The following is a 23,742-nucleotide window of genomic DNA, read 5'->3' as shown; positions in this document are numbered from 1 at the left end:
TATATATCCCCGACAATTATCGGAATAGGGTGAAAAGTTATAATTATATGAAATCACTTCATTAATTCTTTATATATTTATCCTGAAGCTGATCTCGCAAGGCCCGCTTCAGAAACTTTCCAACCCCCGTTTTTGGAATCTCATCCAAAAAGACCACTTCATCCGGCAGCCACCATTTTGCAAACTGCGGCTTTAAAAATTCGATGATGTTTTCCTCGGTCACTTGCCCTTTATATGCATCTTTCAAAACAACGCAGGCAATCGGGCGCTCCTGCCATTTTTCATGAGGAACCGCAATGACCGCCGCCTCAAAAATCCCTTCATGGGCCATTAATGCATTCTCCAGATCGACCGAAGAAATCCATTCCCCGCCGCTTTTGATCAGGTCTTTGGTCCGATCGACGATCTTCACGAATCCCTCCTCATCTATCGTGACGACATCGCCTGTATATAGCCATCCATCCTTGAACGTATCCTCTGTACGTTCATCTTGAAAATACTCGTCTGCAATCCAAGGTCCCCTTATCAGCAATTCGCCCATTTCTTTTCCATCAGGTGATACTTCCCCGTCAGGACCGACCACTTTAATTTCGATCATTGGCGCGACAAGGCCTTGCTTAGCCTTCAATTCATAAAGCTCATCTTCAGGCAGGCCTTCCTGATAGCTTTTTGGTTTGGAAATGAAAACGAGCGGGCTTGTCTCCGTCATCCCATAGGCATGCAGAAACGGAATTCCAAGTTTTTGTTCAAATGCCTTAATCATGCTTTTTGGTGCAGCCGAACCTCCGCATAACACTGCGCGAATGCTGCTCGTGTCATGGCTGGTTTCTTCAAGCTCCTTCAACAACCCAAGCCAGATCGTCGGTACCCCGGCCGCAATGGTGACCTTCTCCGCTTCTATCAGCTCCGCCAATATCTTCGGTGTGAAATACGGTCCAGGCAAAACCATCTTTGTCCCGAACCATACACTGGCAAAAGGCATGCCCCAAGCATTGACATGAAACATGGGCACGACTGGAAGGGCGACATCCCTTTCACTGATGGCAGTGGAATCGGCCAGCCCCAGTGCAATCGCATGCAGCAATATCCCGCGATGTGAATAAACCACACCTTTTGGGTTCCCTGTCGTGGCGGAAGTGTAGCATATGCCCGCAGGAGCGTTTTCATCCAAATCCTCGATGAATGGCTGTTTTGGATTCCCTTCGGCCAATAATGTTTCGTAATGGTATAAAGGTGACAGGGATGTTTCGGGAAGCTCCGCTTTATCGGTCATAACGATATATCCTTCCACGGTCGGCAGCTCATCTTTAATCGCTTCCAATAAAGGAATCACATCGGGATCAATCAATAATAACCGATCTTTTGCACTATTAACGATATAAGAAACGTGTTGAGGAGAAAGGCGCATATTAATGGTATGGAGGACAGCTCCAGAGCATGGAATAGCAAAGTAAGCCTCCAGATGCCTATGATGATTCCAGGCAAGCGTCCCGACACGATCGCCCGTCTTTATTCCGAATTTGCCCAATACACTTGCCAGTCTTCTTGTGCGTGCTGCAATCTCGGCATATGTAAAAGTATGGATTCCACCATCCGTACGCGAAACTACTTCTTTTTTCGAAAAATATTTTTCCGCTCTTTCAATGATTTGAGTCATGATCAACGGAGTATCCATCATTACAATCTCCCCCTTATATGAAAACGCCTTCATTTATATATTCGACCAGAAAAAAAATAATCCTTTTTCCCTAGAGGTTTATTTTGAATGAATTTTTATGTTTCTTTGTAGAAAAAAAAGGTAATAGTAAAGATACAATTATATTTAGAGGGAGCTCACTGATGGTAAATAGAATAAACGAAGAATTAGAGGCGTATTGTGCGAGTGAATATTCAAAGCTATCACGGGTGATTGTCTGTGAACCTCGTCATATGGCGATTCGTGACATCATTAATGAAACGCAAAAGGAGTTCATGGAGGAAAATATAGATCAAGCACGCGCCGTGGAGCAGCATGCCAATTTTACCAAGGCACTTGAACGAGAAGGAATTGAGGTCATTAAACTGCCTCCAGAAAGTACATATCCAGAACAAGTCTTTACAAGAGACATCGGATTCACTCTCGGCAACACAGTTTACGTAGCAGAAATGGCTACAGCTATCAGACAGGGCGAAGAACTTATCTTGAAATCCTGGCTCGAAACGAATGATATTCCGTTTTTCAACCTTCACAAAAATCATATTGAAGGTGGCGATGTCATCATTGATGGCCGAACGATCTATATCGGGGTCAGTGATCGGACGGACGAAACATCCATCCAGCACCTTCAGTCCTTGTTACCGGAATATGATATTATCGCCATTCCCTTCATTGAGAAGTTCCTTCACTTAGACTGTGTTTTCAATGTGATTTCACCGACAGAGGCCCTTATTTTTCCTGAAGCCCACACAAAAAAAGAGTTGGATTTATTAGCTTCGCGCTATGACTTAATTGAAGTGACAAAAGAAGAACAATTCACATTGGGAACCAACGTACTTTCCATTGGAAATAAAAAATTATTCAGTCTGCCTTGTAATGAACAAGTCAATCGTCAGCTACGTCAACGAGGATATGAAATCATTGAAGTCGATATAAGTGAAATCATCAAGTCAGGAGGCTCTTTCCGCTGCTGTACCATGCCTCTACTGCGGACAACGAAAAAATGACAGGACTTGCCTAGCATGAAACCCTGCTCTTCACCGGACATCCCAATCAGGAAGTCCGGTTTTCCTTTTGCTGGCCATTCATTCGTTTAGCAAATCTAATATGGTTTTTGAATCATCACGATTCAATTTAACGTGTTTTTTATGCTGATCCCGCGTCAATTCAGTTACATGATCATCGGGATTAACCCAAACATAATATACCGCTATATTCCCTTCATTTTTATCATCATTAAAATAAAAGATAAAATCCGCCTTAGGATGGTCTTTCTCCAACACGTATTCACGCCAATCCGCATTCTTCAAAATTTCCTTTGCTTTTTCTGCATCTCTCGTTTCTATTTCTTGTTTATAGGCCTCGAAATGGTAGGATTTGTTTTCAAGTTTTTGGATCGAAATATGTTCCTCCTTTGTTGAACACCCTGTCACTAACACTATGGGCAATAAGCTAAGTGCTAGTATAAATGGCTTCTTTTTCATCCATGTCATCTCCCTATACCTTAGTGGATTAATTATCCATATTATTTTTCATTATACTATTCCTCGCACATTAGCAATAGGCGGAGTTAGCGGGACGGAATAAATTCGGGCTTTTCGCTTTGGATTTAGCCAAACCTGCATTCCGACTTGGTTTACAAGGAAGGAAAATTGATTATGTACCAATAACCTTGTTATACTTCTATAAGTTACCTAGAAAATAGATTGAAAGGGGAATGTAAAATGAATTATGTAAAAAACCAACTGACAATGATGCGCAAAAGTCTTTTGAAAGAAATCGAGGGAGTCACTCCAGAAATTATGGATGTACAGCCTGAAGGTTTTAATAATACCATCCACTGGCATCTAGGACACGTTCTTACCGCAGCGGAAAAGTTCCTATTGGATGATAGCAGCACTTTGCCTGCCAATTACAGCCAGCTATTCGGATATGGCTCAAAACCTGCCGCCTGGACCGGCGATGTACCTTCAGTCGATACACTGACACAACAATTACAAGAACAACTTGGCCGCCTGCTTGAAATTCCCGAAGAACGCCTGACAGAAAAAGCAGCACAACCTTTCATGGGAATGGAAACTATAGGCGAATTCATTAATTTCGTAGTCCAGCACGAAGTTAATCACGTTGGCCAAATTCACGCAATGAAGCGCATCATTCAATCAACTAATCAATAATTCTACCAGCTGTCACTCCTTTTCTTTAAATGGATGACAGCTTTTTTATTATTTTCCTCGCGAGTTTTGGGGTTTTACCCGCGAGTTTGGCCCTTTTACTCGACAGTTTCGGAATTTCACTCGTGAATTTCGGGCTTTTTCTCACGAGTTACAGGCTTTTATTCGCGAGTTTGGCCCTTTTACTCGTGAGTTTCGGGATTTTACTCGTGAATTTTGGGCTTTTACCCGCGAGTTTGGCCGTTTTACTCGCGAGTTTTGGGCTTTCACTCGTGAGTTTGGGCTTTCATTCATGAGTTTGCATTTGGCATTTGCGAGGAAATTCAAAAGCAGCCCCCGCTAAGGAAGCGGTGGCTGCTTTTGGGTGAGTCTTTACGTTAACTGATCCTGGTTTTCAATAAAGTCATTATATGCTTGTTCGGCTGCGGCTTCGGAGGAGAATAAGGCATCATCGTCCTCGATTGTATGGAATGTATCGTTCAGGAATAAAGCGACAGCATTAGGGTCCTTTGGATGGGGAACGATTTCCGCGGCCCTTATATTGGAAACGGTTGGGACATGGGGATTATTATAAATCACAAATACCTCGTCTCCTACTTGTACTTCTTTCGCGTTGATTACTCCCATTTTATCCTTCCTTTCCTTTGCTGGTTTTCTATAGTTTACGGAAAGGTGCGGAGAATTATTTATGAAATGATGCTAAGTCCCCAAAAATCGTGAGGCTCCCCCTTTAATGAATGAAGGAGCCTCATGTTTCATTTAAGCATATTCATCTTCTGCAAAAATTCGATGGGATGCTGCTTGCGGAAGAATTCCTTCAGCATATACGCAACGCCGTCTTGGTCATTGGAGCGAGTGATCCATTTGGCCACATTCTTCACTTCCGCATCCGCGTTGCCCATGGCAACTCCCAGACCGGATCCGGCAATCATCTCCATATCATCCAATCCATCTCCTATCGAGACGATTTCCGTCCTTTTCACCTCTAAACGGTCGGCTAAATAAAGCACGCCACTCCATTTCGAAACCCCCTTCGGAACAATCGTCATCTTATGGCCCGGGTGTAGAACCGCGTCCACCTCAGGGAACATTTCCTTTATCAATTTCAGCATATCGCCTCGATCACTTTGTTCTGAAAATATAATATCCATTTTTGTTGGTGCCATTGGCTTATCAATCAGCTCTTCACTGATATCATCCACATAATTTTGAGCATAGAAGTTTTGATCATTCAAATACATGACCGTTTTGCCAAGCAAATTCTCAGGGAGGTTCACCCGATTGCCAAGCGAGTATTTTTCATGAATGAGCATAATTTGACACACGGTTTTTTCAAGCATTTGCACGAGCTCTGCGGTCAGTTCTTCTGAGATTCTTTTTACCATCATGGGCTTCTCGATGGAAGCTCCCACAAAAGCTCCTTGTTGGGCAACGATCATCGGATTTATTTTTAGGGCTTTGGCCACTTTTTTTGCTGAGTGATAGTTTCTTGACGTCACTAGTGCAACATGGACACCTTTTTGGTGCACATAGTCGATTGCTTCTTTAGTCGATTTATTTAAACGGCCATTAGACTGGAGCAACGTCCCGTCGATATTGACCGCAAGTAGACGATATACCATGCTGATCTCCCCCATCTGTAATATCCTCTTTAAAATTTATGACTAAAATTTACAGAGTAGAACAAATAGTGGTCCATATAAAAAAACTCCCAACCACTTTGAGGCTGGGAGTAACAGTAGCTTATTGCTCTTGTTCAGGCAAGCCGTATAAATCTTCAAGCGGCTTCATGATTATTTTATTGAGGTCGGCGATGACCATGCTCATCCGTTGCTCAGCTTCCATCAATTGAGAAATGGTTGGGTTTTGTTGGACTAGCTGTACCGTCTTTTGTGCTTGTTCCACTTCTTCAGGAGCGATCTCCTGGCCCATCATTTGTTTTTGCTGCAATGACATTTGCAGATTGCGGAAGTTTTCAAACATTCCTTTTGTTGCTTCATCGGAATTGACAAGATCATATAATCGTTGCAAGTCAGCATATTCATTGCTTGCCCGAATTGCCTTTTCCATTTCATACGCTGCATCATATACGTTACTCATGTATTTCCCCTCCCGGTATCATTGTATTCCTACACCTTTTCCACTATAACAAATCCGCTTGCGAATTACACGTCTTCCTTATCAAACAGTTTGATAATCGTGGAATTCGACATTATCTAAGCAGCAGCCACTTGAATATTCAAGAATATCGAACGAGTTTTTTTCTCGATTGATGGCATTGCTTCAACCATCATTAAGAGGGATTTTTTTCTGTTGTAATCGTTCTTTACTTCTGTCTGAACGGAAATTTTCATATTCTGTAAAGTAACACCGCTACTTGATAACATACATTGAATGACTGACATGTGATTTATATTGTATGAAACGATGGCATCATGACACCTTCTACTCTCAAAAACATAGAATGTGTTATCCACTTTTGCCCATCATTTAATTGGAAAGGGTTAACAAACTTAGTGCAAACGGGGAATTGATATGAATATTAACCATCAGAAGGTTTTCATTACGGTAAACCCTGCAGTGACTAGAAAGAAGGCGCTCCTGTTTATCGAAGAAAAGCTATTTGGGGAATGGGGCCTTCATTTCGGAGAACCCGTTACGATCATGGCTGGATGCCGATCCGTCCCTGTCCTTGTGCAGCCATTCCCTTCATCAGGGCCTACATTGAAACTTTCATATGATATGAATCAATTTTTATCACTGCCTGCCTTTTCAGATCCGATATCCGTTTTTTTTCATCCGGAAGAAAGGAACATTCAAATAGGCCCTTCCTTCGCTGCTCTCATCAATCAATCTCCTTTGCAAGACGGGACATTCGGGGAGATGGAAAAATTCTATCAGGAAATGACATCATATTGTAATCAGCAAGGCATCCCCTTCTATTTAGTGAAAGTGCAGTCTCTTCAAGAAGGGATAATCGAAGCATTTGTCGGGGAACAAAAAGGCTGGCAAACCTTGACTATCCCGATTCCTGATGTGTTTTATAACCGGATACATTCACGAAAGCTTGAAGCATCGCCATCATTCGAGCTGTTTAAAACCGAACTCAAGACACAATCCATACCGATGTTCAACGGTAGGTTCCTTTCCAAATATGATGTTCATCAGCTTCTGAGCTTAGAAAATGAGCTGTTGCCAAGTTTGCCTGATACGATACTTTTTGGCGAACAGGAGGCATTCTTGACCTTCATAGAAAGACATTCGATTATCTATTTTAAACCGGTATCAGGCAGTCAAGGTAAAAATATATGCAGATTAACGCAAGTATCTGGAAAATGGAAAATCGAGCCCTCCGGAAAAAAACAGGAACTGCTTTTTGCCGACTCAGATGAGCAATTGTTCCATACATTAAAAAAACTATCCAGAAAGCAAGCCTTCATTCTGCAACAAGGGATTTCCTTATACGAAACCGATCAAAGAAAGGTGGACTTCCGCATCCTTCTTCACCAAAACGAACTGCTAAACTGGAAGGTTTCATCAATGGTTGCACGGATAGGAGAACAAGGTGCCATCGTTTCCAATCTTGCACAAGGCGGTTTGATGAAAAACGGCTCGGATTTCCTCAAGGAAGCATTCGATTACCCCGATTCTGGCCGTTTGTATCAAAAACTGATACGACTGGCTAAAAACACGGCAAAGGCAATTGTTGAACACCATGACGAATCTTTCGGGGAGCTGGGCATCGATTTAGCACTTGATGTCGATAAAAATCCATGGATCATCGAGGTGAATTCCAAACCTTCGAAAAAATTTCAGGGCAATTATGAAACCTTTCGCCCATCAGTAAAATCCATCATAGATTTCATGCTGACCCTCAACAGCGAAAAACATCGATAAAAGGAGTTGCTAGCACGTGTTAATCGGATTAATGGCAACGTCGGATTCACATGAAAACCACTACTTCACCGAAATAGCTAAAACGGCAAAACCATTCAATATGAACGTTTGTAAATTCACGCCCGAAAATATTGATAGTGACCTTAAGAAAGTGCGGGGCGAACGGTTTGATCAAGAAAAGGAGACGTGGATTGCTGCATCTTTTAATATACCTGATTATATTTATGATCGCTGTTTCCATGGGCTATCGCGTCAACCATCGGAAACACGAAATAAAATCAATTGGTTAAAAGAACATTCCAGCTTCTTAGGGCTCGGGCTTCCTGGTAAGTGGGAAGTTTATCAAACCCTGAAAAAACACCCCCTTCTTCAAGCTTTTTTCCCAGAGACCGTCCAAGTATCCACATCTGAAGATATTATCGGTCATTTGGAGCGCCTGGATCGAATCATCATCAAGCCTGAATTCGGTGCAGGCGGTACGGGAATTTACCTTCTTTCCAAAAACGATGACGGCACTTTGGTATCCATGACAAAAAAAGGCAACAAATATGACCGCCAATTCACTTCTACATCACAGCTGAACAAATGGCTGCAGCATTTATTGAATCGATACAAATACCTTTGCCAGCCATATTTGGAACTTTGCAACCAAGAACATGAACCGTTCGATTTACGCATCCTGCTGCAAAAAAATGAGAGGAACCAGTGGGTAGAACGGGGCCGTGGGATTCGCACCGGCCAAAAGGATGGAATCACCTCAAATTTGGCAACAGGCGGAGAAGCCATAACATTGGATGCCTTCATCAAAAAAAATCCGGAAACCATTTCGATTGCGGTCGAACAAAAGATCCAGCATATACTCCGTACCCTGCCTGCCGAAATCGAGGCTGTGTTTGAAAGACTATTCGAATTGGGCATCGATCTAGGCATCGATAAAAAGGGCCAGTTATGGATACTGGACATTAATTCAAAACCCGGAAGGAAAATCATCCAGGCACTGCAGCCGGAGAACATGAAGGATATTCATCGGGCACCGCTGCAATATAGCCAATATTTAGCCAATCATCTTCAGAAGGCAGGTGAATGAAAGTGAGAAAGACTTTTCCTGTCGAAATCGCCGTCATCCCTGGCAACGTTCTCTTTTACCCTTCAGAACTTGGAGATCTGGAAGAGATCGAATTGATATATTTCGGACAGCATTCATGTCCTGCCAGTGTGAAACAAAACCCGGCCATCAATCAATCCATCGTCCTATCGGAAAGTCTCGCGGAATCGTTAAAATTCGATTTGACCGATATCCCCCTTCATTTATTCATTTACGGCAAGACCATCCATATCGGTCCTTTGGTAGGTATTTTTTCTTCAGGTTTCACTGGCCTGTCAAACAAACCTCTAGGTGAAAGATCGCCATTTTTCTCAAAGCTTCTTTCCCTTAGCCGGACTACAGGCTGCATCCCCTTCGTTTTTGGGGAGAATGTCATCAATTGGGATGAAGAAACAATCAAGGGCTATGTGTTCGAGAATGATAATTGGCACATTCAGGAATTCCCATTTCCTAACGTCATTTATGATCGGCTTCCCAACCGGTTGACCGAAAATCGCGACGGCCCTAAAGAAGTGAAGCAGAAATTCCAAAAAGACTATACCATTCCTTGGTTCAATCCGGGGTTTTTCAATAAATGGGACGTAAATGAAAGATTATGTGCAGATGAGCAGGCACTGCCATATCTGCCTGAAACTTATCCATTTCAATCCATATCCGTGGTAGAGACGCTTCTTTCCCATTATCGTCAGGTTTATATCAAGCCCATTCATGGCAGCCTCGGCCTCGGCATTCACCAGATCCTTTATGATAGGCATGAGAATGTTTACTATTGCCGCTATACAAATGAAGCAAGGGAGAATAAATTACAAAAATTCTCCACACTGGAATCAATCGTTAAACACCTATTTCATGACCGACCGCTAGAGAATCTTATCGTCCAGCAGGGCATCTCACTCATCCGTTCCGAAAAAAGACCAGTCGATTTCCGGGTTCATACTAACAAGGACAGTAATGGCGTATGGCAAGTAACCGCAATTGCTGCCAAAATTGCCGGCGCAGGCAGTGTTACAACCCATATTAAAAGCGGCGGGGTCATCAAAACGGTTGCCGAACTGTTTGGAGATGACGATGAGGCAAAAGAAGTGGAACGCAAACTATCTGAAGCAGCACTGTTATTAAGCGAAAGCATGGAAAAGCATCTGGATGGCATCATAGCGGAAATCGGATTTGATTTTGGGTTGGATAAGAAAGGGCAGGTTTGGATGTTTGAAGCGAATTCCAAGCCAGGACGCTCCATCTTCTCCCATCCCAAACTGAAGGAATTCGAATTGTTGACCAGAAAGCTCAGCCTCGATTATGCCATTTATTTGACTGAACAGACGATTACAAACGCCATTAGTGTGCAGCGATGAATATTTTTTATGATAGCGTTTCGGAATCTTGGTGCCATGATCAAAAGGATACAGTACTTTTTGCAGGTGCTGCAGATGAAGAGATAAACTATAGCAATGAGCTTTCAGGTCAAAGACTCTTTCCGATCACCGAATTTCCCGGAAGCCGGCTGCTCGTTGTTGGAATAATGACTTCGTTCAATCCGAAAAAGGAAACAGGGTTGGGCGGTAACTTGGCCCTTTTTCAGGATTTATCATTGTATCTTTTCCAACATGGGATTTTACCCTATGCATTCACGGGAAAGGACTTTGCTTCCGGTTCAATGAGAGGTTATGTATTTTCATACGATTCAAACAAGTGGATCGAGTGTAAGATGCCGCTTCCTGATATTGTTTATAATCGTATACCCTCCAGGGGCTATGAGGCTTCGGCAGAATTCCAATCACTCATGAGCCATTTCATTGAGCACCATGTGATATTTTTCAATCCAGGTTTCCTGGATAAATATCTAATGTTCGAAGCTTTGCTTGATGATGGTTCCCTCATCAAGTACCTGCCGGCAACAGCGATCCTGCAAAAGCGCGATTGTTTGGAGGCATTCCTTGATACACATCGGCACATCTACTTAAAACCTTGTAAAGGAAGCCAGGGAAAAGGCATTTACACCCTCCGCAAAAATCCTGATGATACACTTTTGTTCAACAGCCTGAAACACAGCGAGACTTTCTCGAACTTCGCTTCTTTCTGGGAAACGAAAAAAAAGGACTTATTAAAAAGAAATTACCTGGCTCAGCGGGCGGTCGTACCAAAAAAACTCCTTGGTCACCGTTACGATTACAGGGTTCTCGTCCATTATGAAAAAGGATTTTATAAAGTAACGGGCAAAGCTGTACGAATGTCACAACTGCAGGAAATCACTACACACACTCCTCGAGGCGGTAAGCTTTATCCCTATCAAAACCTGCAATCAAAAAGGCTGAATCTAACATTGGCTAGAATCGCCCAAAAATGCGGAGAAATTCTTTCAAAAAAAATAGGCTTTCTCGGCGAATTTTCGATTGATATCGGTGAAGACGAATCAGGCTCGCTCTTCATTTACGAAGTGAACTCCAAGCCCATGCAGTTCGACGAAGAGGAAATCGAAGCTAATCGGCTTTTACATTTAAAAAACCTTTTCATGGAATTAACTTTTTCCAACAGGAAAATAAAATAACACCTCCTGCTGCCGTTTTCCATTATAATGTAATGTGAGACAGCATATATGGAGGTAATACATATGATCAGTCATTTTCAATGGGCACCGCTGCATAAGAATCTGCCAGGGTGGAAAATTTCCTTTTATTACAATAGACAATCCATCCAGGCTTTCTATCATAAAGATGGAACCATCGAATGGACAGCCAACCCACCTGCAACGGAAGATGAAATGAAACTCAAAACCATGATACATGACTTGATGGTCTATCATGTTTATGAATAAACCGTATCGTCCAATTGCTTTTAGGAAAGCTTGAAAAGAATAAAAATCCCTCTAATGCCTATACTAATGAAAAGGTTAGGAGGGATTTATTTTGGACAAAGAAAAAATGACTTTTTTAAAGGATAGCGAGTATGATGGACGGGATTCCGCCTTCCTTGACATCGATCGCTACATCAATGAAGGTTTGGCAGGCGGCAATGTATATGAGGCCGCTGATCTTCGGAACATTGAAGAAGCCCATGATTTCTATGACGAGACCGATCCTAACATCAATAAATAGACGACCTTATTGCCAGGGCTCTCTTTTAGGAGAGCTCTTTTTGGAGCAGGCTTGTTTCCCCGAACATTTCTCGAACCACACTCTCATAGGCGACTTCCAAATTACGTGAAAATAATTCCTTTTCAGCGGAACTTATTGCTTGCCCATTGATTTCCTCTGTAAGCTTTTCACGATTTCCGCTTAAAGAAATCGTTTCCCCTCCCGAAAAATTGTACATAACCTGGGTTTTAAGATGATCCGTGAAATATTTAACCGTTCCAAACATTTGTATTCCCCCTTAAAAAATAAAAAAACAACTTCCCGGAAGGAAGCTGTTTGAATGCATAACGAAGCATAACAAAAATAAGCATGTTTTTTCATTTTTAAAAATGAAAGCATGCTTTTGCCAATTTTCGCACGTAACATCCCCTATCCTCGTAGGCATTTGATGATGTGCTAAAAACAGGCAGGTATCCTGGCTCATGGTCAACGCTTTTCGAACCTTCCCATTCCCTTTTGCAGAAAACAGTGGCATCACTCGAATCGCTCACATATACAGTTGCGGGACAGCGCCGGATTCCAACCGGCTTCCCTTTTAAGCGGATAAATCGATGTTTCATATCCGCACCCGTTTCTAGACTTATTTAGTTTTCCATCCATTTAAATGTATCAAATTATTTCCTGGATTACAATCCGCTCACGCGATGAACGATCATCTCGCTTTCAGCCTTATGGTTTCCGCCATTCCCTTAACGAAGTTGATACCGTTGAATTTTCTCCAAAGTGAACGTACAAAAGGGTTATTCGAAATCCTTGTAATCAGCTGCTTGCGTTTAATTTTTTTCAACAGACCTTGCTTTGCATGAATTTGCTCATAGACCCGGCGGCTATTGGAATGATCGATATAAGGAAGATATGTTTTCCTTAACTGGCCAAATGCTTCTTTTTCCGCAAAACCGGCTTCGGCATAGGCGTTAATCGTCGAAATCAACTTTTCTGTAGTGAAAACCTGATCACCAAATAATTGATTATCCATATTCATATAACTTCCTTGATACTTATTGTACGTCTCGAGATCGAATTGGTAAAAAACAACAGGTTTTTTTTGGTAAAACATATCCCAGGCGACACTCGAGTAATCCGTAATCAACATGGATGCCTCCATCAATAAGGTATTCAAGTCTTCTTCATTGGAAATCGTGAACCGCTGATTATCAATGGAAAAATGTTCGATAAAGTCCTTGAATTTTGGATGCAAATAAAAATGCAGCGTCAAATCATGCTGCTCCAATAGCCTGCTCAATTCTTTTGATTGTAAAAAAGTCTTGAATACTTGCACATACTCACTCTTTTCCACTTCCTCAAAAGGTAAGTTTTCAAGCCATACGCGCCATGTCGGCATCACTAAAATCCTTTTTCCGTTCGATCTATTTTCAATGACATCCCAGCGGGGAAGGCCGCTGACAATCAGTTCGTTTTTGTTATAGCCGAAATGATTCTGGATGATCTTGCCTTCCTCGGGTGAGGAAACGACAAAAAGGCTTGGTGCGTTAATGCTGGATTTTTTAAAGATGCTGTTAAGTTTTTTTAATCCGATAACGCCATGCTGCAAAAAGACAAGCGGCTTATAATTCATCGCTTTTCTAATCCTGCCCTTTTGAATTCTTATGTCGTATGCATGCCCTTTAGTTTCGGAGGATACCAATAGCTGTGCGGCAAACATGAACACCATATATTTAAAGCTCATGAATTCAACGACTCTATTTTTCATGTTTTCCAATTTCGGGTAATCTTCCGAATCAGGTTTAATGATGTAATATGCTTGTTGATGGTTATGATTTTCATAGATGTATTTAAAGAAGTAGTATCCGTTATCTTGGGCCCTGTCAGCGGTTTTCTCGTAAATCAGCCAAATGTTTTTCTTTTTATAATAGGGGAGCAGCAGTCTATAAACCCATGAAGCCAGAACTTCTTTAAAAAAGTGCTTGTTCGTCTCGTACTCGGTTCTTTCCTTATAAGTCAGTGCCACAGTGCCTGATGCGGTCAAATATGGATACACCCAATATCCGTTATCAAAGGTGTACGACATGCCAAATAGTCGTTTATTCAACTTTCTCAAGGCCATGCACGTAGGGTTCTTCAAACGAATATAGTGGTCCTTCCCCCCAACCCTGACCATTAAATAGAAATCATAATAAAAAGGACGCCATTCCATCGACTTAACATCGATTGTAAAAGACAGTTTATGACCCTTTCCTTTAACAGGGAATATATACTGCGTGTTATCCGAAACATCCCTCTGCTTTAGGACCATACCAACCAGTTCATATTCCTCTTTCAATTCAAGGCGTACGGAACCCGTCAGGATAGTACCTTTAAAACGCAAGGATTTCAGTGATAGTTTTGCTGACAGTACCTCATCCGACAGGTGGATCGGTTGTTTGATGACAATGCTCAGCCCGCCTGATGCCGTAATATAAGGGGTGATCACTTGAACGCCAATAGAGGGGATCGAATGGAAATACTCATTCTTTCCCCCGCTAATTTGTATTCGATGCAGTTCGCCACTTGCTTCCATATACAAATCCCATCTGGATGCCGCTTGATAATATTCCTCGGAAAAATTTTTCAGGTGGATGACGATCTTGGAATCGATCATTTCCGTATCGAAGGTCCATCTGATTTTCATGGTTTTTTCAATGCCGATGATTTTCAGTGATTTGGGGTCCTTGCATTGAAAGGAAATTTTTTCGTCTTCACTTATGAGATTATCCACCGTGATTATCTTCTTCTGTTCCATAGGCCGCGTGTCCCCCTTCCATTCAGATTCATTAAATGATCTCTTAATGAAAAAGCCAGCTTCCTAGTTACTTTCCCTCGCTTCGCCAAGCGCCACAACTTTCTCAGCACGGTCACCTTTGAGAGTTTTTTATAGAAGGAAACTCTCCTTGGCCTCAATCTTTTTTCATTTTTAACAATATTATCATATATACGTTCGCTATTTTTATTGTCGATATTAGCAAAATAATGGCTTCTTTTCTCCTTGAAGATATCTTGTTCCTCAAAGTTGTTACGCACACTATTTTCAATCGAAGTGATCAATTCATCCGGATCAAGTGCCTGATCACCGAATAACTCCTTGTTCATATCCATGTAGCTTCCTTGTAATTCCGTATATTCTTCAAGATCGAACTGATAAAAAATTGTCGGTTTTTCAAGATAGTACATATCCCAAGCTACACTTGAGTAGTCTGTGATCAAAAGCGCCGATTCACGGATCAACTTGCTGATATTGACATCCCCGAACTTGATGATCTCGATCTGGTCACAAGTTGTATGGAATTGATCGATAAATGGCTGGAATTTGGGATGGACATAAAATTTCAATTCGACATCGTGCATCCGAAGTAAATCCATCAATTTCTCGGAATTCAATAAACCGATATAATTTTTAAAGTAATTCGATTCGATGAATTCTTCGTTTGACACTTCATTAAGCCAATTTCTCCAAGTAGGCATCAAGAATATTTGGCGTTTTATCGGAGTTTCTTCTTTGTTTACGTCATCCCAGCGACTCAAACCGGTGACGATGATATCCTTCTCATTATATCCAAAATAGTTTTTCACGATTTCTTTTTCGAAATCTGAAGACGTAACGAACAAATCCACTTCCTCTGAAGATCCCTTATTTAACGTACTGTCTATTTTCTTTAAACCAAGAACTCCGTGTTGCAGGAAGACAATCCGCTTTCTTCTCAGATACTCCATCACTTTGCCCTTTTGTACACGCCACACATATGAATGGCCCTTGGTTTCAGAAGCGATGAGCAATTTGGAAGCGAATAAGTACACCAAGTGTTTAATGCTCATGAAATGGATTACACGGTCCTCGAACCCTTTAAGGTTGGCCAGATCAGGAGAATCTTTCTTAATGATATAAAAGACATTTCTTTCCGGTTTTTCGTTGTAGCAATATTTAAAGAAGTGGTAGCCATTATCTTGTGCAGTTTCGGACATCTTCTCGTACACAAGCCAGATATTTTTATGGTCATAATACCTATTAAGCATTTGATAAATGATGTAGGAAAATTTTTCTTTCCACTTGTAGATTGGCGCTTCATATAAGCTTTTCATTCTATATGTTAACGCAAGGGAGTTGCTCCTTGTAATGTAAGGGTATACGACATGATCGGCATCCTTTTGGTATGAATGATCCCTGATTGTCCCATTCAATTTTTTCCGGACATGGTCTGTTGGACGCTTAAGCTTAATTTCGTAGTCCTCGCCTTCAACGTCGACCAATACGTAGAAATCCCAATAAAATTGTTCAAATTCATGTTCGGCCAAATTGACTTTGGCTAGTATGCTCTTCTTCTTTACAGTAACCGGGATCTGCGCAAATGCTTCATTATTACGATGCCTCAGTAGCATTCCCTTCACTTGATAACTTTCAGCGTCTGGCAAGGAAAGCGTTATTTCGATTTCAAGTATCGATTTTTTTAGAGACACATTCTTAATTAGAATTTTTGACTTTAATTTTTCATGCCGAAGCGCAAACTCTGTACCGATAACAAAAGAGAGTTCATTCCGTGCTGTTAAATACGGTGTAAAAACATTCTCCTCATCGACCTCGACCGAACGTAAATACCTTTCTTCCATCGGAAGTTTCTTTTGATCGTAAAAACCAACCCGATTCACTTCCATAATATTCGCATACGTTATCTCAATGGAAACGTCCCACCTAGATGGGGTGATTCCGCATCTAATGAATGATTCCAAATTTGAGTGGATTCCAATATTCCGGGAGCTTTTGTTCACATTAGCCGGCACCCGATGAATTTCACCGCTTTGTCTATTTTTCATCACAATCTGCACGGAGTTTATATCGGCATCTTGGATATTTTCTATCGAAAAAGACAATTCATATTTATGAAAGCTTAAGTCATGCATGGGCAGTCTATTTTTCGTAATATAGAAACTCGCATTATTGATTTTTTCTTCACTTTTTCCTAATAATATTCCCAACTCTGCTTTAGGCGATATATAAGCCATTGCCTGGGTTTTTATGTCTTCAAGAGGCACCTGTCCCATTTGAGGAGTTTTAGGTGCTGAAAAGTGTTTTAATTTCCTTACCTGCACTTCCCCGGCCACAACCTCTTTGACATAAACCTTCCACTTTTGACCCTCTTTAAAGAAACGATCATTAAATATTTTTTTCAAATCAATGAACAATCGTTGCCCATCCTGTTTGAATTCGTGCGTTTGTATCCACTCCACCGATGTACTCTTTTCAAAAACGACGGAAGCGGACTGACAGGAAGGTTCCATCAAACGAACTTGAAGATGGTCACCCATTATTTCGAATTCATCAAAGTACAGCGTCTTTTGGCTTTCGGTTGCATCACTTAGAGAATCCATTTCGTAAAAGGAGAGCTCACGATGGGTCTGAACAAGGTTTGGATGGAACAGAAGCTTAAATGACTTCAAAACCTTGCCGACTTTCGCTTCCACATACACATCGGCAGCCGTAGGAATTTCAGCCAGCTTGGATACATCCACTTCCAGTGAATTCTTTTCGCCCTGCACTGCTCCAATCGCTGAGGTATGCTTGGTGACCGGGTCATATATAGTGAGTAATGCCTTACCTAACTCCCCTTCTTCATGGAAAAACCTTGCCTTATCTCCTGCCACTTCCATCTCTGTAATATGTAAAGTATCTGAAACCACTTTACAGGAGGCACGGAATACGCTTGCTGAATTACCGTACATTATACTTAGGGTATTTTTTTTGTTCAGAAAGATGGTCGCAGTTTCCGTTTGTGAAATTTGATAATAAGAGCGGGCGAACAATCGATTCTTCAATCTTTTAATTGTAGGCTTTGTCAGTCTGAACAACTCTTCGTTCATTTTAAGCAAAATGGTATACGTTGTCCTATGGACATCTGGCCAGTTCATATTATCAAGTGTGATGGTCAAACGGGTTTCTTCGTTCAAACTTTCACAATTTACATGCTCGTAAATATGTTCTTCCTTTGTATCATTATTTCGAAATATCAAGTTGGCTGATTCTATAATTCCATTCAGGATTATTTCAATCTTTGAGCCATTTAAATTAAAATCGGTTGCATGAATCGCTTCCACTAGTTGATCACCTTTTTTTCCATGTAATGTAGCACTTTGTTCATTCTCTTTGACTATCATCCCATAAGAGAACAGTCGTTATTTATTGTACATGACAATCCCTTGCTTAAAATATATTCTAATAATTCCATAAATTAATATTTTGTGGTTCTTTTTATTATTTAGTAGATTGCATGCTTCTAAACATAAAATTATACCAAATCATGCGAATAACATCAAAACTTCATGAGACCAAAGTGGGTGTTTTTTCCTTATTTTAGAAAATTAATTTTGTTCACCTGATTAATTTTCACTCCCCTTCTTTTAGGTGATTATTCCTGATCCATATGCTTCAACCCCCTATAATAAAGGGACTCGGACCTACTACCTTCTGTACTTGTCCCTATCCAGCTTACATGCACTCACACAAATTCTTAGATCCGTTCGCGCAAAAAAATATTTTTATCGAGTTGAAAACAGCTAGGAACGGAGCGCTCGCGGATAAGCGAGTGCATGAAGTGGAAAGGAACGATCGCAGTCCAACCTCTTAATCATGATTACGGTCTCATCAACAAAAATAACTGTAAGCAGCCTCCATTATTTGCGAGTTTGCCTACAGTCTAAATGGCTTATTACGCTTTTTACAAGCATGAAAACCTCTCACTCTTCCTTCCATCAGTCAATTGTCTGGAACTGATTACGCATTCTCTTGGCAATATACCCTACTTCCTTGTTTTCTCACTTGCATCCAGAACATTTTCATTCAATATCGATGTAATGATATGCTCCGAATCCCATTCATGCTCCGATATTTCGATAAGGGGGTATCGATGGGGTAAAACGAGATGCTGAATCTCACGCACCGTTCGTCCTTGTTCATGCAAAAGCAAAATTTCACCACGGAGGTTTTCCAAATAATCGAGTTTTTTTCTGAACATATCCTTTCCATTCGGAACATACCCGGCATGGCAACAAAACATCTCCCCAAAGTCATAGTGAAGCAATCTTTTTATGGAATGAATGATTACCGGAACGGACTCTTCCCGCAGAACAAGTTTTGTTTTTGGAGTGACGAAAAGATCGCCTGAAAAAAGCATGCCGGTATTGCGATTCAAATACACCATATGGTCATGCGCATGACCGGGGGTGTAAATCGGCTCCCATGCTTGGCTTCGGGAATGAACGGCCTCCCCAAGCGGCTCAGCTTTGAAAGCATCCCTCCTTCCCCAAAACATTTTACGATAAGCGGGATATTCAGCATCTTTCGCACAAGCCTCAACCGACACCGGATGAATGAATATCGGAACCTTTTTATGTTCCTGAATCCAGGCGGCTCCTCCCGTATGGTCTTCATGATAATGCGTAAGGGCCACCGAATCGAAGTCGGCTGACTCAAAGAAAGGAATGAGTCCATCCATTAAAATCTGGGCGCCCGTATCAATCAGAAGACCGTCCGTTAGAAACACATAAACGCTCATCCCCGACCTGACTCCCCCCGGAATTCCGTGCACACAAACCACATCATTTACCGTCTTAACCTCTATCATGAACCTGCACACCCTTCATTTTATTAGATAGCTACACTCCACGTTTTTTCTATTTATTACAATAAATGTATTACCATCCCCCCCATTTGACAAGGAATTAATGGAACAAGCAAAAAAAATTATTCTAAAATCACAGAATTCATTGACAATGAGGTGATTAACAAATACTATAGAATATATTAAAAAAATTGAAATATTCCAAAATAATAATTTACTTATCAAGAGTGACGGAGGGATCAGGCCCTGTGATGTCCGGCAACCGCCCCAATCGGGAACGGTGCCACTTCCTGCAGAATGATTGCATTCTGAAAGATAAGACGAGATATAATTTCGCTGCCTCTTTCTGAATGATAGAGACAGTTTTTTTTATGCTTAAGGGGGTTGGCTCATGATTGAAATCCGTTCAGTCAGGAAGGAATACATATCGAAGAAAAACCGAGTTATCGGAGTGGATAACGTTTCTTTAACCATTCAAAAAGGGGAAGTATATGGAATTGTCGGCTACAGCGGAGCAGGCAAAAGCTCATTACTTCGCTGCTTGAATTTGCTTGAACGTCCGACAGGAGGAAATATCATCATTGACGGAACTGACTTAACCTCTTTATCTAGCAAGGAGCTGCGTAAGCAACGTCAAAAAATCGGAATGATCTTTCAGCACTTTTCCCTGGTCAGTTCCAAAACCGTTTTTGAAAATGTGGCTTTTGCCTTGAAGGCAGCGCATCAATCGAAGGGAGCCATTACGTTACGTGTTTTACAACTGTTGGATATCGTAGGACTCAGCGACAAAAAGGATGTTTATCCCGCCCAACTTAGCGGCGGCCAGAAGCAGCGGGTCGGAATCGCTCGTGCATTAGCCAATGATCCCACTGTATTGTTATGTGATGAGGCGACTTCAGCCCTTGATCCCACCACGACTAAAGCCATCTTACAGCTACTGAAGAAAATCAGTCGCGAACTTGGCATCACCATCGTATTGATTACACATGAAATGGAAGTGGTCAAGGAACTATGCCATCGGGTCGCGGTCATGCAGGATGGGCGGGTGATAGAAGAAGGTTCGGTTTATGAAATATTTTCACAGCCTAAAGAGGAGTTAACGAAAAAATTCATTTGCAGTGTACTAGATTTTGAGCTTCCCTCACATTTGATTGAGGAAAGTGAAGGAACGATCATAAAAATTCAATTCGAAGGGCAAACGGCAGGTGAATCGATTCTCTCCGATACCCTACAATCTTATTCGGTAAAGGGTAATATCCTGCACGGGAAAATCGAGTATATTCAGGATATACCTTTAGGGATATTGATCATCGAATTGAATGGCGATGCTGCTGAAATCCTTTCGGCATTAGCCTATATAAAGAATCGTACCAGCTCTGTGGAGGTGCTAAAACATGTCACTGCTTGATTCCATCATCAATATCCTGCCTGACCTTAATAAAGCATTCATTGAAACGATTTATATGGTGGGTGTCTCACTGGCGGTTGCCCTTCTTATCGGCTTGCCGCTTGGCGTATTACTGTTTACGACAACGAGGAACTTGTTCTTCGAAAATAGTATCTTGAATCGTTCTCTCGGCTTCGTAGTCAATATTGTCCGTTCCATCCCATTCATCATTCTCTTGGTCGCCCTCCTTCCTTTAACGAATTTGCTTACGGGATCGACGATAGGACCAAAGGCTGCTTCCGTATCCCTCTCCGTTTCCGCGATACCTTTTTTTGCAAGGATCGTTGAATCGGCATTGCGCGAAATAGACAAAGGGGTGATTGAGGCGGCAATCGCCGTCGGTGCCACGCCGTGGATGATCATAAAAGATGTACTTCTGCCTGAGGCAAAACCGGGTATCATCCAAGGACTTACATTAACGACCATTTCCCTTATCGGTTATTCCGCCATGGCAGGAACGATTGGGGGAGGCGGAATTGGAGACCTGGCCATCAGGTTCGGATATTACCGCTATGATAATACGGTCATGATCACGACGATCGTCGTCTTGATCTGCCTTGTACAAATCATCCAAATGCTTGGTGACAAGGCGTCATATTTAGTCAACAAACGATAGAATCTTTCTTTTACCCATGATTCAAACCATACATAACATTTTTAGGAGGAAGTTTATATGAAGAAAATAGCTTCGTTAATATCGGTATGTGCCCTTGCCCTTGGGTTGACGGCTTGCGGAAGCGACAATGCATCCCCAAAAACCGAAGACAAAAAAGAATTGAAGATCGGGGCGACCACCGGCCCATACGCCGATATGGTCAATGAAGCCATCAAACCAGGTCTGGAGGATCTCGGCTACAAGGTGGAAATCGTTGAATTCACTGATTATATCCAGCCGAATAAGTCGCTTGGCAACGACTCGATCGACGCAAACCTATTCCAGCATAAAGTGTATATGGAAAACTTCGCTAAAGAAAATAATCTAAAGCTCTCTGACCTTATCATCGTTCCTACAGCACCGATGGGGATTTACTCGAACAAATATAAATCGTTAAAAGACATTAAAGACGGCGCATCCTTGGCTTTGCCAAATGATCCGGTCAACCTTGCACGTGCACTTAAAGTATTGGTCGATGAAAAGTTGATTGAAGTCGATCCAGATGTCGATCCTTTAAAAATTTCTGAAAAAGACGTAACGAAAAACCCTAAAAATATCCAATTCAAGCCATTGGAATCCGCCCAATTGCCTCGGGCAACGGAAAGTGTCGATCTATCCGCGGTGCCAGGCAATTTCGCGCTTGCAGCAAAAATGAAGCTTGAGGACGCCCTTGTATTGGAAAATATGCCAGATATGTATCGAAACGTCGTCGCTGTGAATACAAAAGATGTAGACGCTCAATATGCCAAGGATATTAAAAAAGTGGTAGAGTCCTCCGAGTTTGAAAAAGTGATCGATAGCCATTTCGTCGGTTTCGGAAAACCTGATTGGATGAAGTGATCGACCAAAAAACTTAAATTCGAGGCCTGCGTCCCTTTTTGTGGAACAGGCCTTTACATGAAGGAGAAAAAAAAACGATGAATACCCTACTGGAAGTCCGCAGCGGTCCCTCCTACTATGCCTGCATGGCTAATATTCTCGATACGCTGGAAACAAAACTAAATAAAGCGAACATGCGTAAAGTGCTTGTTATTCACGGAGACAAATCGTGGGAAGTGGCTGAACCCTTCTTTCCTGCATTAGAAAATGTCGAAACGAAACTTTTAAAATATAATGGGGAGTGCAGTGATCTTGAGATTGAGCGTGTGGTTAAGTACGCACAGGAAGAAAACGTGGATGTCTTAATCGGAATTGGCGGAGGCAAGCTGCTCGACCTTGCCAAATCAGCGGGAAACTCCATTGGAAAGGAAATCATCCTCATTCCGACCCTCGCTTCCACTTGTGCCGCTTGGACACCATTAAGCGTCATTTATGATCGTAACGGTTCATATGTGCGGTTCGATATTCATGAAAAAAGCGCCTGGATGTTACTGATCGAGCCAGGAATACTGCTGGACTCGCCTATTGCCTATCTCCGGGCAGGAATCGGTGATACATTGGCGAAATGGTATGAGGGCAATGCACTCGTAGAAAAAATTGCGACCAAGTCCACCTGCATTGAATTGGCACACATAGCCGCGAAGCAATGCCAGGAAGTTTTATTGACACATGGAGAAGAAGCCCTGGCGGATTTGACAAAGGGAAAATGGACGGATTCCCTTCAGCGTGTAATGGAAACGAATATCGTCACGAGTGGCCTAGTGGGAGGCTTTGGTGACCAGTTCCTGCGAATTGCAGGTGCCCACTCCATTCATAATGGCATGACCTCCCTTGAACAAACTCATCATTTACTGCATGGGGAAAAAGTGGCATATGGCATTTTAGTGCAGTTATTGCTAGAAGGAAAATTCTCGGATATCAAACAGCTGCTCCCCATCTACGAATCTCTTAAGCTGCCGAGGACTTTATCCGAAATTGGCCTTACCTTGGAGCATAAAGCGGAACTGGAGCAAATGGCCGCCCTATCTGTAATGGAGGGTGAAGCCATCCACCTCCTTTTCCCTGATATAACCATGGAGAAAGTGGCAGCTGCCATGCAAAACCTTGAAGTCCTTACAAACCCCGCGAGCAAATCCATGAACTAATAGGAGATC

General features: G+C 41.9%; 21 protein-coding genes and 2 riboswitches. Of the genes, 12 read left to right on the top strand and 9 right to left on the bottom strand.

Translation table 11 applies throughout. The features are described from left to right. Positions 1-61 precede the first annotated feature (61 nt). Positions 62-1,678: a long-chain fatty acid--CoA ligase gene (locus MHI53_RS05950; protein WP_061143112.1), complete on the bottom strand. Its 1,617-nt coding sequence runs from the start codon at positions 1,676-1,678 to the stop codon at positions 62-64. Between the two features lie 161 nt (positions 1,679-1,839). On the opposite strand from MHI53_RS05950, the gene MHI53_RS05945 reads away from it, so the two are divergent. Next, positions 1,840-2,703 (top strand): dimethylarginine dimethylaminohydrolase family protein, encoded by an 864-nt coding sequence (locus MHI53_RS05945; RefSeq protein WP_340373009.1) that lies wholly within the window; start codon positions 1,840-1,842, stop codon positions 2,701-2,703. A gap of 78 nt (positions 2,704-2,781) precedes the next feature. Here the strand turns inward: MHI53_RS05945 and MHI53_RS05940 are convergent, their stop codons facing one another. Then, complete coding sequence (locus MHI53_RS05940; protein ID WP_340373008.1) at positions 2,782-3,180, bottom strand: hypothetical protein; 399 nt, start codon at positions 3,178-3,180, stop codon at positions 2,782-2,784. A 240-nt stretch (positions 3,181-3,420) separates the two neighbouring features. Here MHI53_RS05940 and MHI53_RS05935 point away from each other — a divergent pair, with 240 nt between their 5' ends. Then, complete coding sequence (locus tag MHI53_RS05935) at positions 3,421-3,873, top strand: DinB family protein (protein ID WP_340373007.1); 453 nt, start codon at positions 3,421-3,423, stop codon at positions 3,871-3,873. A gap of 369 nt (positions 3,874-4,242) precedes the next feature. On the opposite strand, the gene MHI53_RS05930 is transcribed toward MHI53_RS05935, so the two are convergent. The 3 genes from MHI53_RS05930 to MHI53_RS05920 all read right to left on the bottom strand — a co-directional run bounded on the left by MHI53_RS05930 (position 4,243) and on the right by MHI53_RS05920 (position 5,970). Then, positions 4,243-4,497 (bottom strand): transcriptional regulator SplA domain-containing protein, encoded by a 255-nt coding sequence (locus MHI53_RS05930; RefSeq protein ID WP_057912515.1) that lies wholly within the window; start codon positions 4,495-4,497, stop codon positions 4,243-4,245. A gap of 128 nt (positions 4,498-4,625) precedes the next feature. After that, positions 4,626-5,492, bottom strand: a complete 867-nt coding sequence (locus tag MHI53_RS05925) for a Cof-type HAD-IIB family hydrolase (protein ID WP_340373006.1) — start codon at positions 5,490-5,492, stop codon at positions 4,626-4,628. Positions 5,493-5,613: 121 nt separating this feature from the next. Beyond that, entirely contained in the window at positions 5,614-5,970 is a 357-nt protein-coding gene (locus MHI53_RS05920) for a YlbF family regulator (protein ID WP_061143115.1), read from the bottom strand. Positions 5,971-6,405: 435 nt separating this feature from the next. On the opposite strand from MHI53_RS05920, the gene MHI53_RS05915 reads away from it, so the two are divergent. The 6 genes from MHI53_RS05915 (at position 6,406) to MHI53_RS05890 (ending at position 11,964) form a co-directional block, all read left to right on the top strand. After that, positions 6,406-7,767: a YheC/YheD family protein gene (locus MHI53_RS05915; protein ID WP_340373005.1), complete on the top strand. Its 1,362-nt coding sequence runs from the start codon at positions 6,406-6,408 to the stop codon at positions 7,765-7,767. Between the two features lie 16 nt (positions 7,768-7,783). Beyond that, entirely contained in the window at positions 7,784-8,854 is a 1,071-nt protein-coding gene (locus MHI53_RS05910) for a YheC/YheD family protein (protein ID WP_340373004.1), read from the top strand. After that, positions 8,851-10,224: a YheC/YheD family protein gene (locus MHI53_RS05905; protein WP_340373003.1), complete on the top strand. Its 1,374-nt coding sequence runs from the start codon at positions 8,851-8,853 to the stop codon at positions 10,222-10,224. Before MHI53_RS05910 ends, MHI53_RS05905 begins: the two co-directional genes overlap by 4 nt. Beyond that, positions 10,221-11,417 (top strand): YheC/YheD family protein, encoded by a 1,197-nt coding sequence (locus MHI53_RS05900; RefSeq protein WP_340373002.1) that lies wholly within the window; start codon positions 10,221-10,223, stop codon positions 11,415-11,417. The genes MHI53_RS05905 and MHI53_RS05900 overlap by 4 nt, the downstream gene beginning before the upstream one ends. 63 nt (positions 11,418-11,480) lie before the next feature. Then, complete coding sequence (locus MHI53_RS05895) at positions 11,481-11,684, top strand: YheE family protein (RefSeq protein ID WP_061143119.1); 204 nt, start codon at positions 11,481-11,483, stop codon at positions 11,682-11,684. Between the two features lie 91 nt (positions 11,685-11,775). Next, a complete protein-coding gene (locus MHI53_RS05890; protein ID WP_061143120.1) occupies positions 11,776-11,964 on the top strand; it encodes a hypothetical protein in 189 nt (62 codons plus the stop codon). A gap of 25 nt (positions 11,965-11,989) precedes the next feature. On the opposite strand, the gene MHI53_RS05885 is transcribed toward MHI53_RS05890, so the two are convergent. The 4 genes from MHI53_RS05885 to MHI53_RS05870 all read right to left on the bottom strand — a co-directional run bounded on the left by MHI53_RS05885 (position 11,990) and on the right by MHI53_RS05870 (position 19,610). After that, positions 11,990-12,229 (bottom strand): hypothetical protein, encoded by a 240-nt coding sequence (locus MHI53_RS05885; RefSeq protein WP_340373001.1) that lies wholly within the window; start codon positions 12,227-12,229, stop codon positions 11,990-11,992. 161 nt (positions 12,230-12,390) lie between these two features. Next, positions 12,391-12,590: riboswitch (cobalamin riboswitch) on the bottom strand. Positions 12,591-12,655: 65 nt separating this feature from the next. Then, positions 12,656-14,743, bottom strand: coding sequence for a CDP-glycerol glycerophosphotransferase family protein (locus MHI53_RS05880; protein ID WP_340373000.1), 2,088 nt, complete (start codon positions 14,741-14,743; stop codon positions 12,656-12,658). Next, on the bottom strand, positions 14,725-18,084 hold the full coding sequence (locus MHI53_RS05875; RefSeq protein ID WP_340372999.1) for a CDP-glycerol glycerophosphotransferase family protein: 3,360 nt from the start codon (positions 18,082-18,084) through the stop codon (positions 14,725-14,727). Before MHI53_RS05875 ends, MHI53_RS05880 begins: the two co-directional genes overlap by 19 nt. A 701-nt stretch (positions 18,085-18,785) precedes the next feature. After that, positions 18,786-19,610, bottom strand: a complete 825-nt coding sequence (locus MHI53_RS05870; protein WP_340372998.1) for an MBL fold metallo-hydrolase — start codon at positions 19,608-19,610, stop codon at positions 18,786-18,788. Positions 19,611-19,822: 212 nt separating this feature from the next. Next, positions 19,823-19,929: riboswitch (SAM riboswitch) on the top strand. A 69-nt stretch (positions 19,930-19,998) separates the two neighbouring features. Here MHI53_RS05870 and MHI53_RS05865 point away from each other — a divergent pair. From MHI53_RS05865 to MHI53_RS05850, 4 genes are all read left to right on the top strand, one after another. Beyond that, a complete protein-coding gene (locus MHI53_RS05865) occupies positions 19,999-21,015 on the top strand; it encodes a methionine ABC transporter ATP-binding protein (RefSeq protein WP_340372997.1) in 1,017 nt (338 codons plus the stop codon). Next, entirely contained in the window at positions 21,002-21,670 is a 669-nt protein-coding gene (locus MHI53_RS05860) for a methionine ABC transporter permease (RefSeq protein WP_340372996.1), read from the top strand. Before MHI53_RS05865 ends, MHI53_RS05860 begins: the two co-directional genes overlap by 14 nt. Positions 21,671-21,727: 57 nt before the next feature. Continuing rightward, positions 21,728-22,549, top strand: coding sequence for a MetQ/NlpA family ABC transporter substrate-binding protein (locus MHI53_RS05855; protein ID WP_340372995.1), 822 nt, complete (start codon positions 21,728-21,730; stop codon positions 22,547-22,549). Between the two features lie 77 nt (positions 22,550-22,626). Next, on the top strand, positions 22,627-23,733 hold the full coding sequence (locus MHI53_RS05850) for an iron-containing alcohol dehydrogenase family protein (protein ID WP_061143128.1): 1,107 nt from the start codon (positions 22,627-22,629) through the stop codon (positions 23,731-23,733). The last annotated feature ends 9 nt before the right edge of the window (positions 23,734-23,742 follow it).

The organism is Peribacillus sp. FSL E2-0218 (assembly GCF_037992945.1).
GTDB lineage: Bacteria > Bacillota > Bacilli > Bacillales > DSM-1321 > Peribacillus > Peribacillus simplex_B.
The sequence above is the reverse complement of the archived record's forward strand: the minus strand, read 5'-3'. Positions and strand labels throughout refer to the sequence as shown.

Excerpts from the sequence above, each read along its gene's own strand:
- MHI53_RS05925 (WP_340373006.1), bottom strand. The coding sequence starts at position 5,492 with ATGGTATATCGTCTACTTGCGGTCAATATCGACGGGACGTTGCTCCAG.
- MHI53_RS05945 (WP_340373009.1), top strand. The coding sequence starts at position 1,840 with ATGGTAAATAGAATAAACGAAGAATTAGAGGCGTATTGTGCGAGTGAA.
- MHI53_RS05880 (WP_340373000.1), bottom strand. The coding sequence starts at position 14,743 with ATGGAACAGAAGAAGATAATCACGGTGGATAATCTCATAAGTGAAGAC.
- MHI53_RS05850 (WP_061143128.1), top strand. The coding sequence starts at position 22,627 with ATGAATACCCTACTGGAAGTCCGCAGCGGTCCCTCCTACTATGCCTGC.
- MHI53_RS05865 (WP_340372997.1), top strand. The coding sequence starts at position 19,999 with ATGATTGAAATCCGTTCAGTCAGGAAGGAATACATATCGAAGAAAAAC.
- MHI53_RS05935 (WP_340373007.1), top strand. The coding sequence starts at position 3,421 with ATGAATTATGTAAAAAACCAACTGACAATGATGCGCAAAAGTCTTTTG.
- MHI53_RS05885 (WP_340373001.1), bottom strand. The coding sequence starts at position 12,229 with ATGTTTGGAACGGTTAAATATTTCACGGATCATCTTAAAACCCAGGTT.
- MHI53_RS05915 (WP_340373005.1), top strand. The coding sequence starts at position 6,406 with ATGAATATTAACCATCAGAAGGTTTTCATTACGGTAAACCCTGCAGTG.
- MHI53_RS05855 (WP_340372995.1), top strand. The coding sequence starts at position 21,728 with ATGAAGAAAATAGCTTCGTTAATATCGGTATGTGCCCTTGCCCTTGGG.
- MHI53_RS05895 (WP_061143119.1), top strand. The coding sequence starts at position 11,481 with ATGATCAGTCATTTTCAATGGGCACCGCTGCATAAGAATCTGCCAGGG.
- MHI53_RS05870 (WP_340372998.1), bottom strand. The coding sequence starts at position 19,610 with ATGATAGAGGTTAAGACGGTAAATGATGTGGTTTGTGTGCACGGAATT.
- MHI53_RS05950 (WP_061143112.1), bottom strand. The coding sequence starts at position 1,678 with ATGATGGATACTCCGTTGATCATGACTCAAATCATTGAAAGAGCGGAA.
- MHI53_RS05905 (WP_340373003.1), top strand. The coding sequence starts at position 8,851 with ATGAAAGTGAGAAAGACTTTTCCTGTCGAAATCGCCGTCATCCCTGGC.
- MHI53_RS05900 (WP_340373002.1), top strand. The coding sequence starts at position 10,221 with ATGAATATTTTTTATGATAGCGTTTCGGAATCTTGGTGCCATGATCAA.
- MHI53_RS05930 (WP_057912515.1), bottom strand. The coding sequence starts at position 4,497 with ATGGGAGTAATCAACGCGAAAGAAGTACAAGTAGGAGACGAGGTATTT.
- MHI53_RS05860 (WP_340372996.1), top strand. The coding sequence starts at position 21,002 with ATGTCACTGCTTGATTCCATCATCAATATCCTGCCTGACCTTAATAAA.
- MHI53_RS05940 (WP_340373008.1), bottom strand. The coding sequence starts at position 3,180 with ATGAAAAAGAAGCCATTTATACTAGCACTTAGCTTATTGCCCATAGTG.
- MHI53_RS05920 (WP_061143115.1), bottom strand. The coding sequence starts at position 5,970 with ATGAGTAACGTATATGATGCAGCGTATGAAATGGAAAAGGCAATTCGG.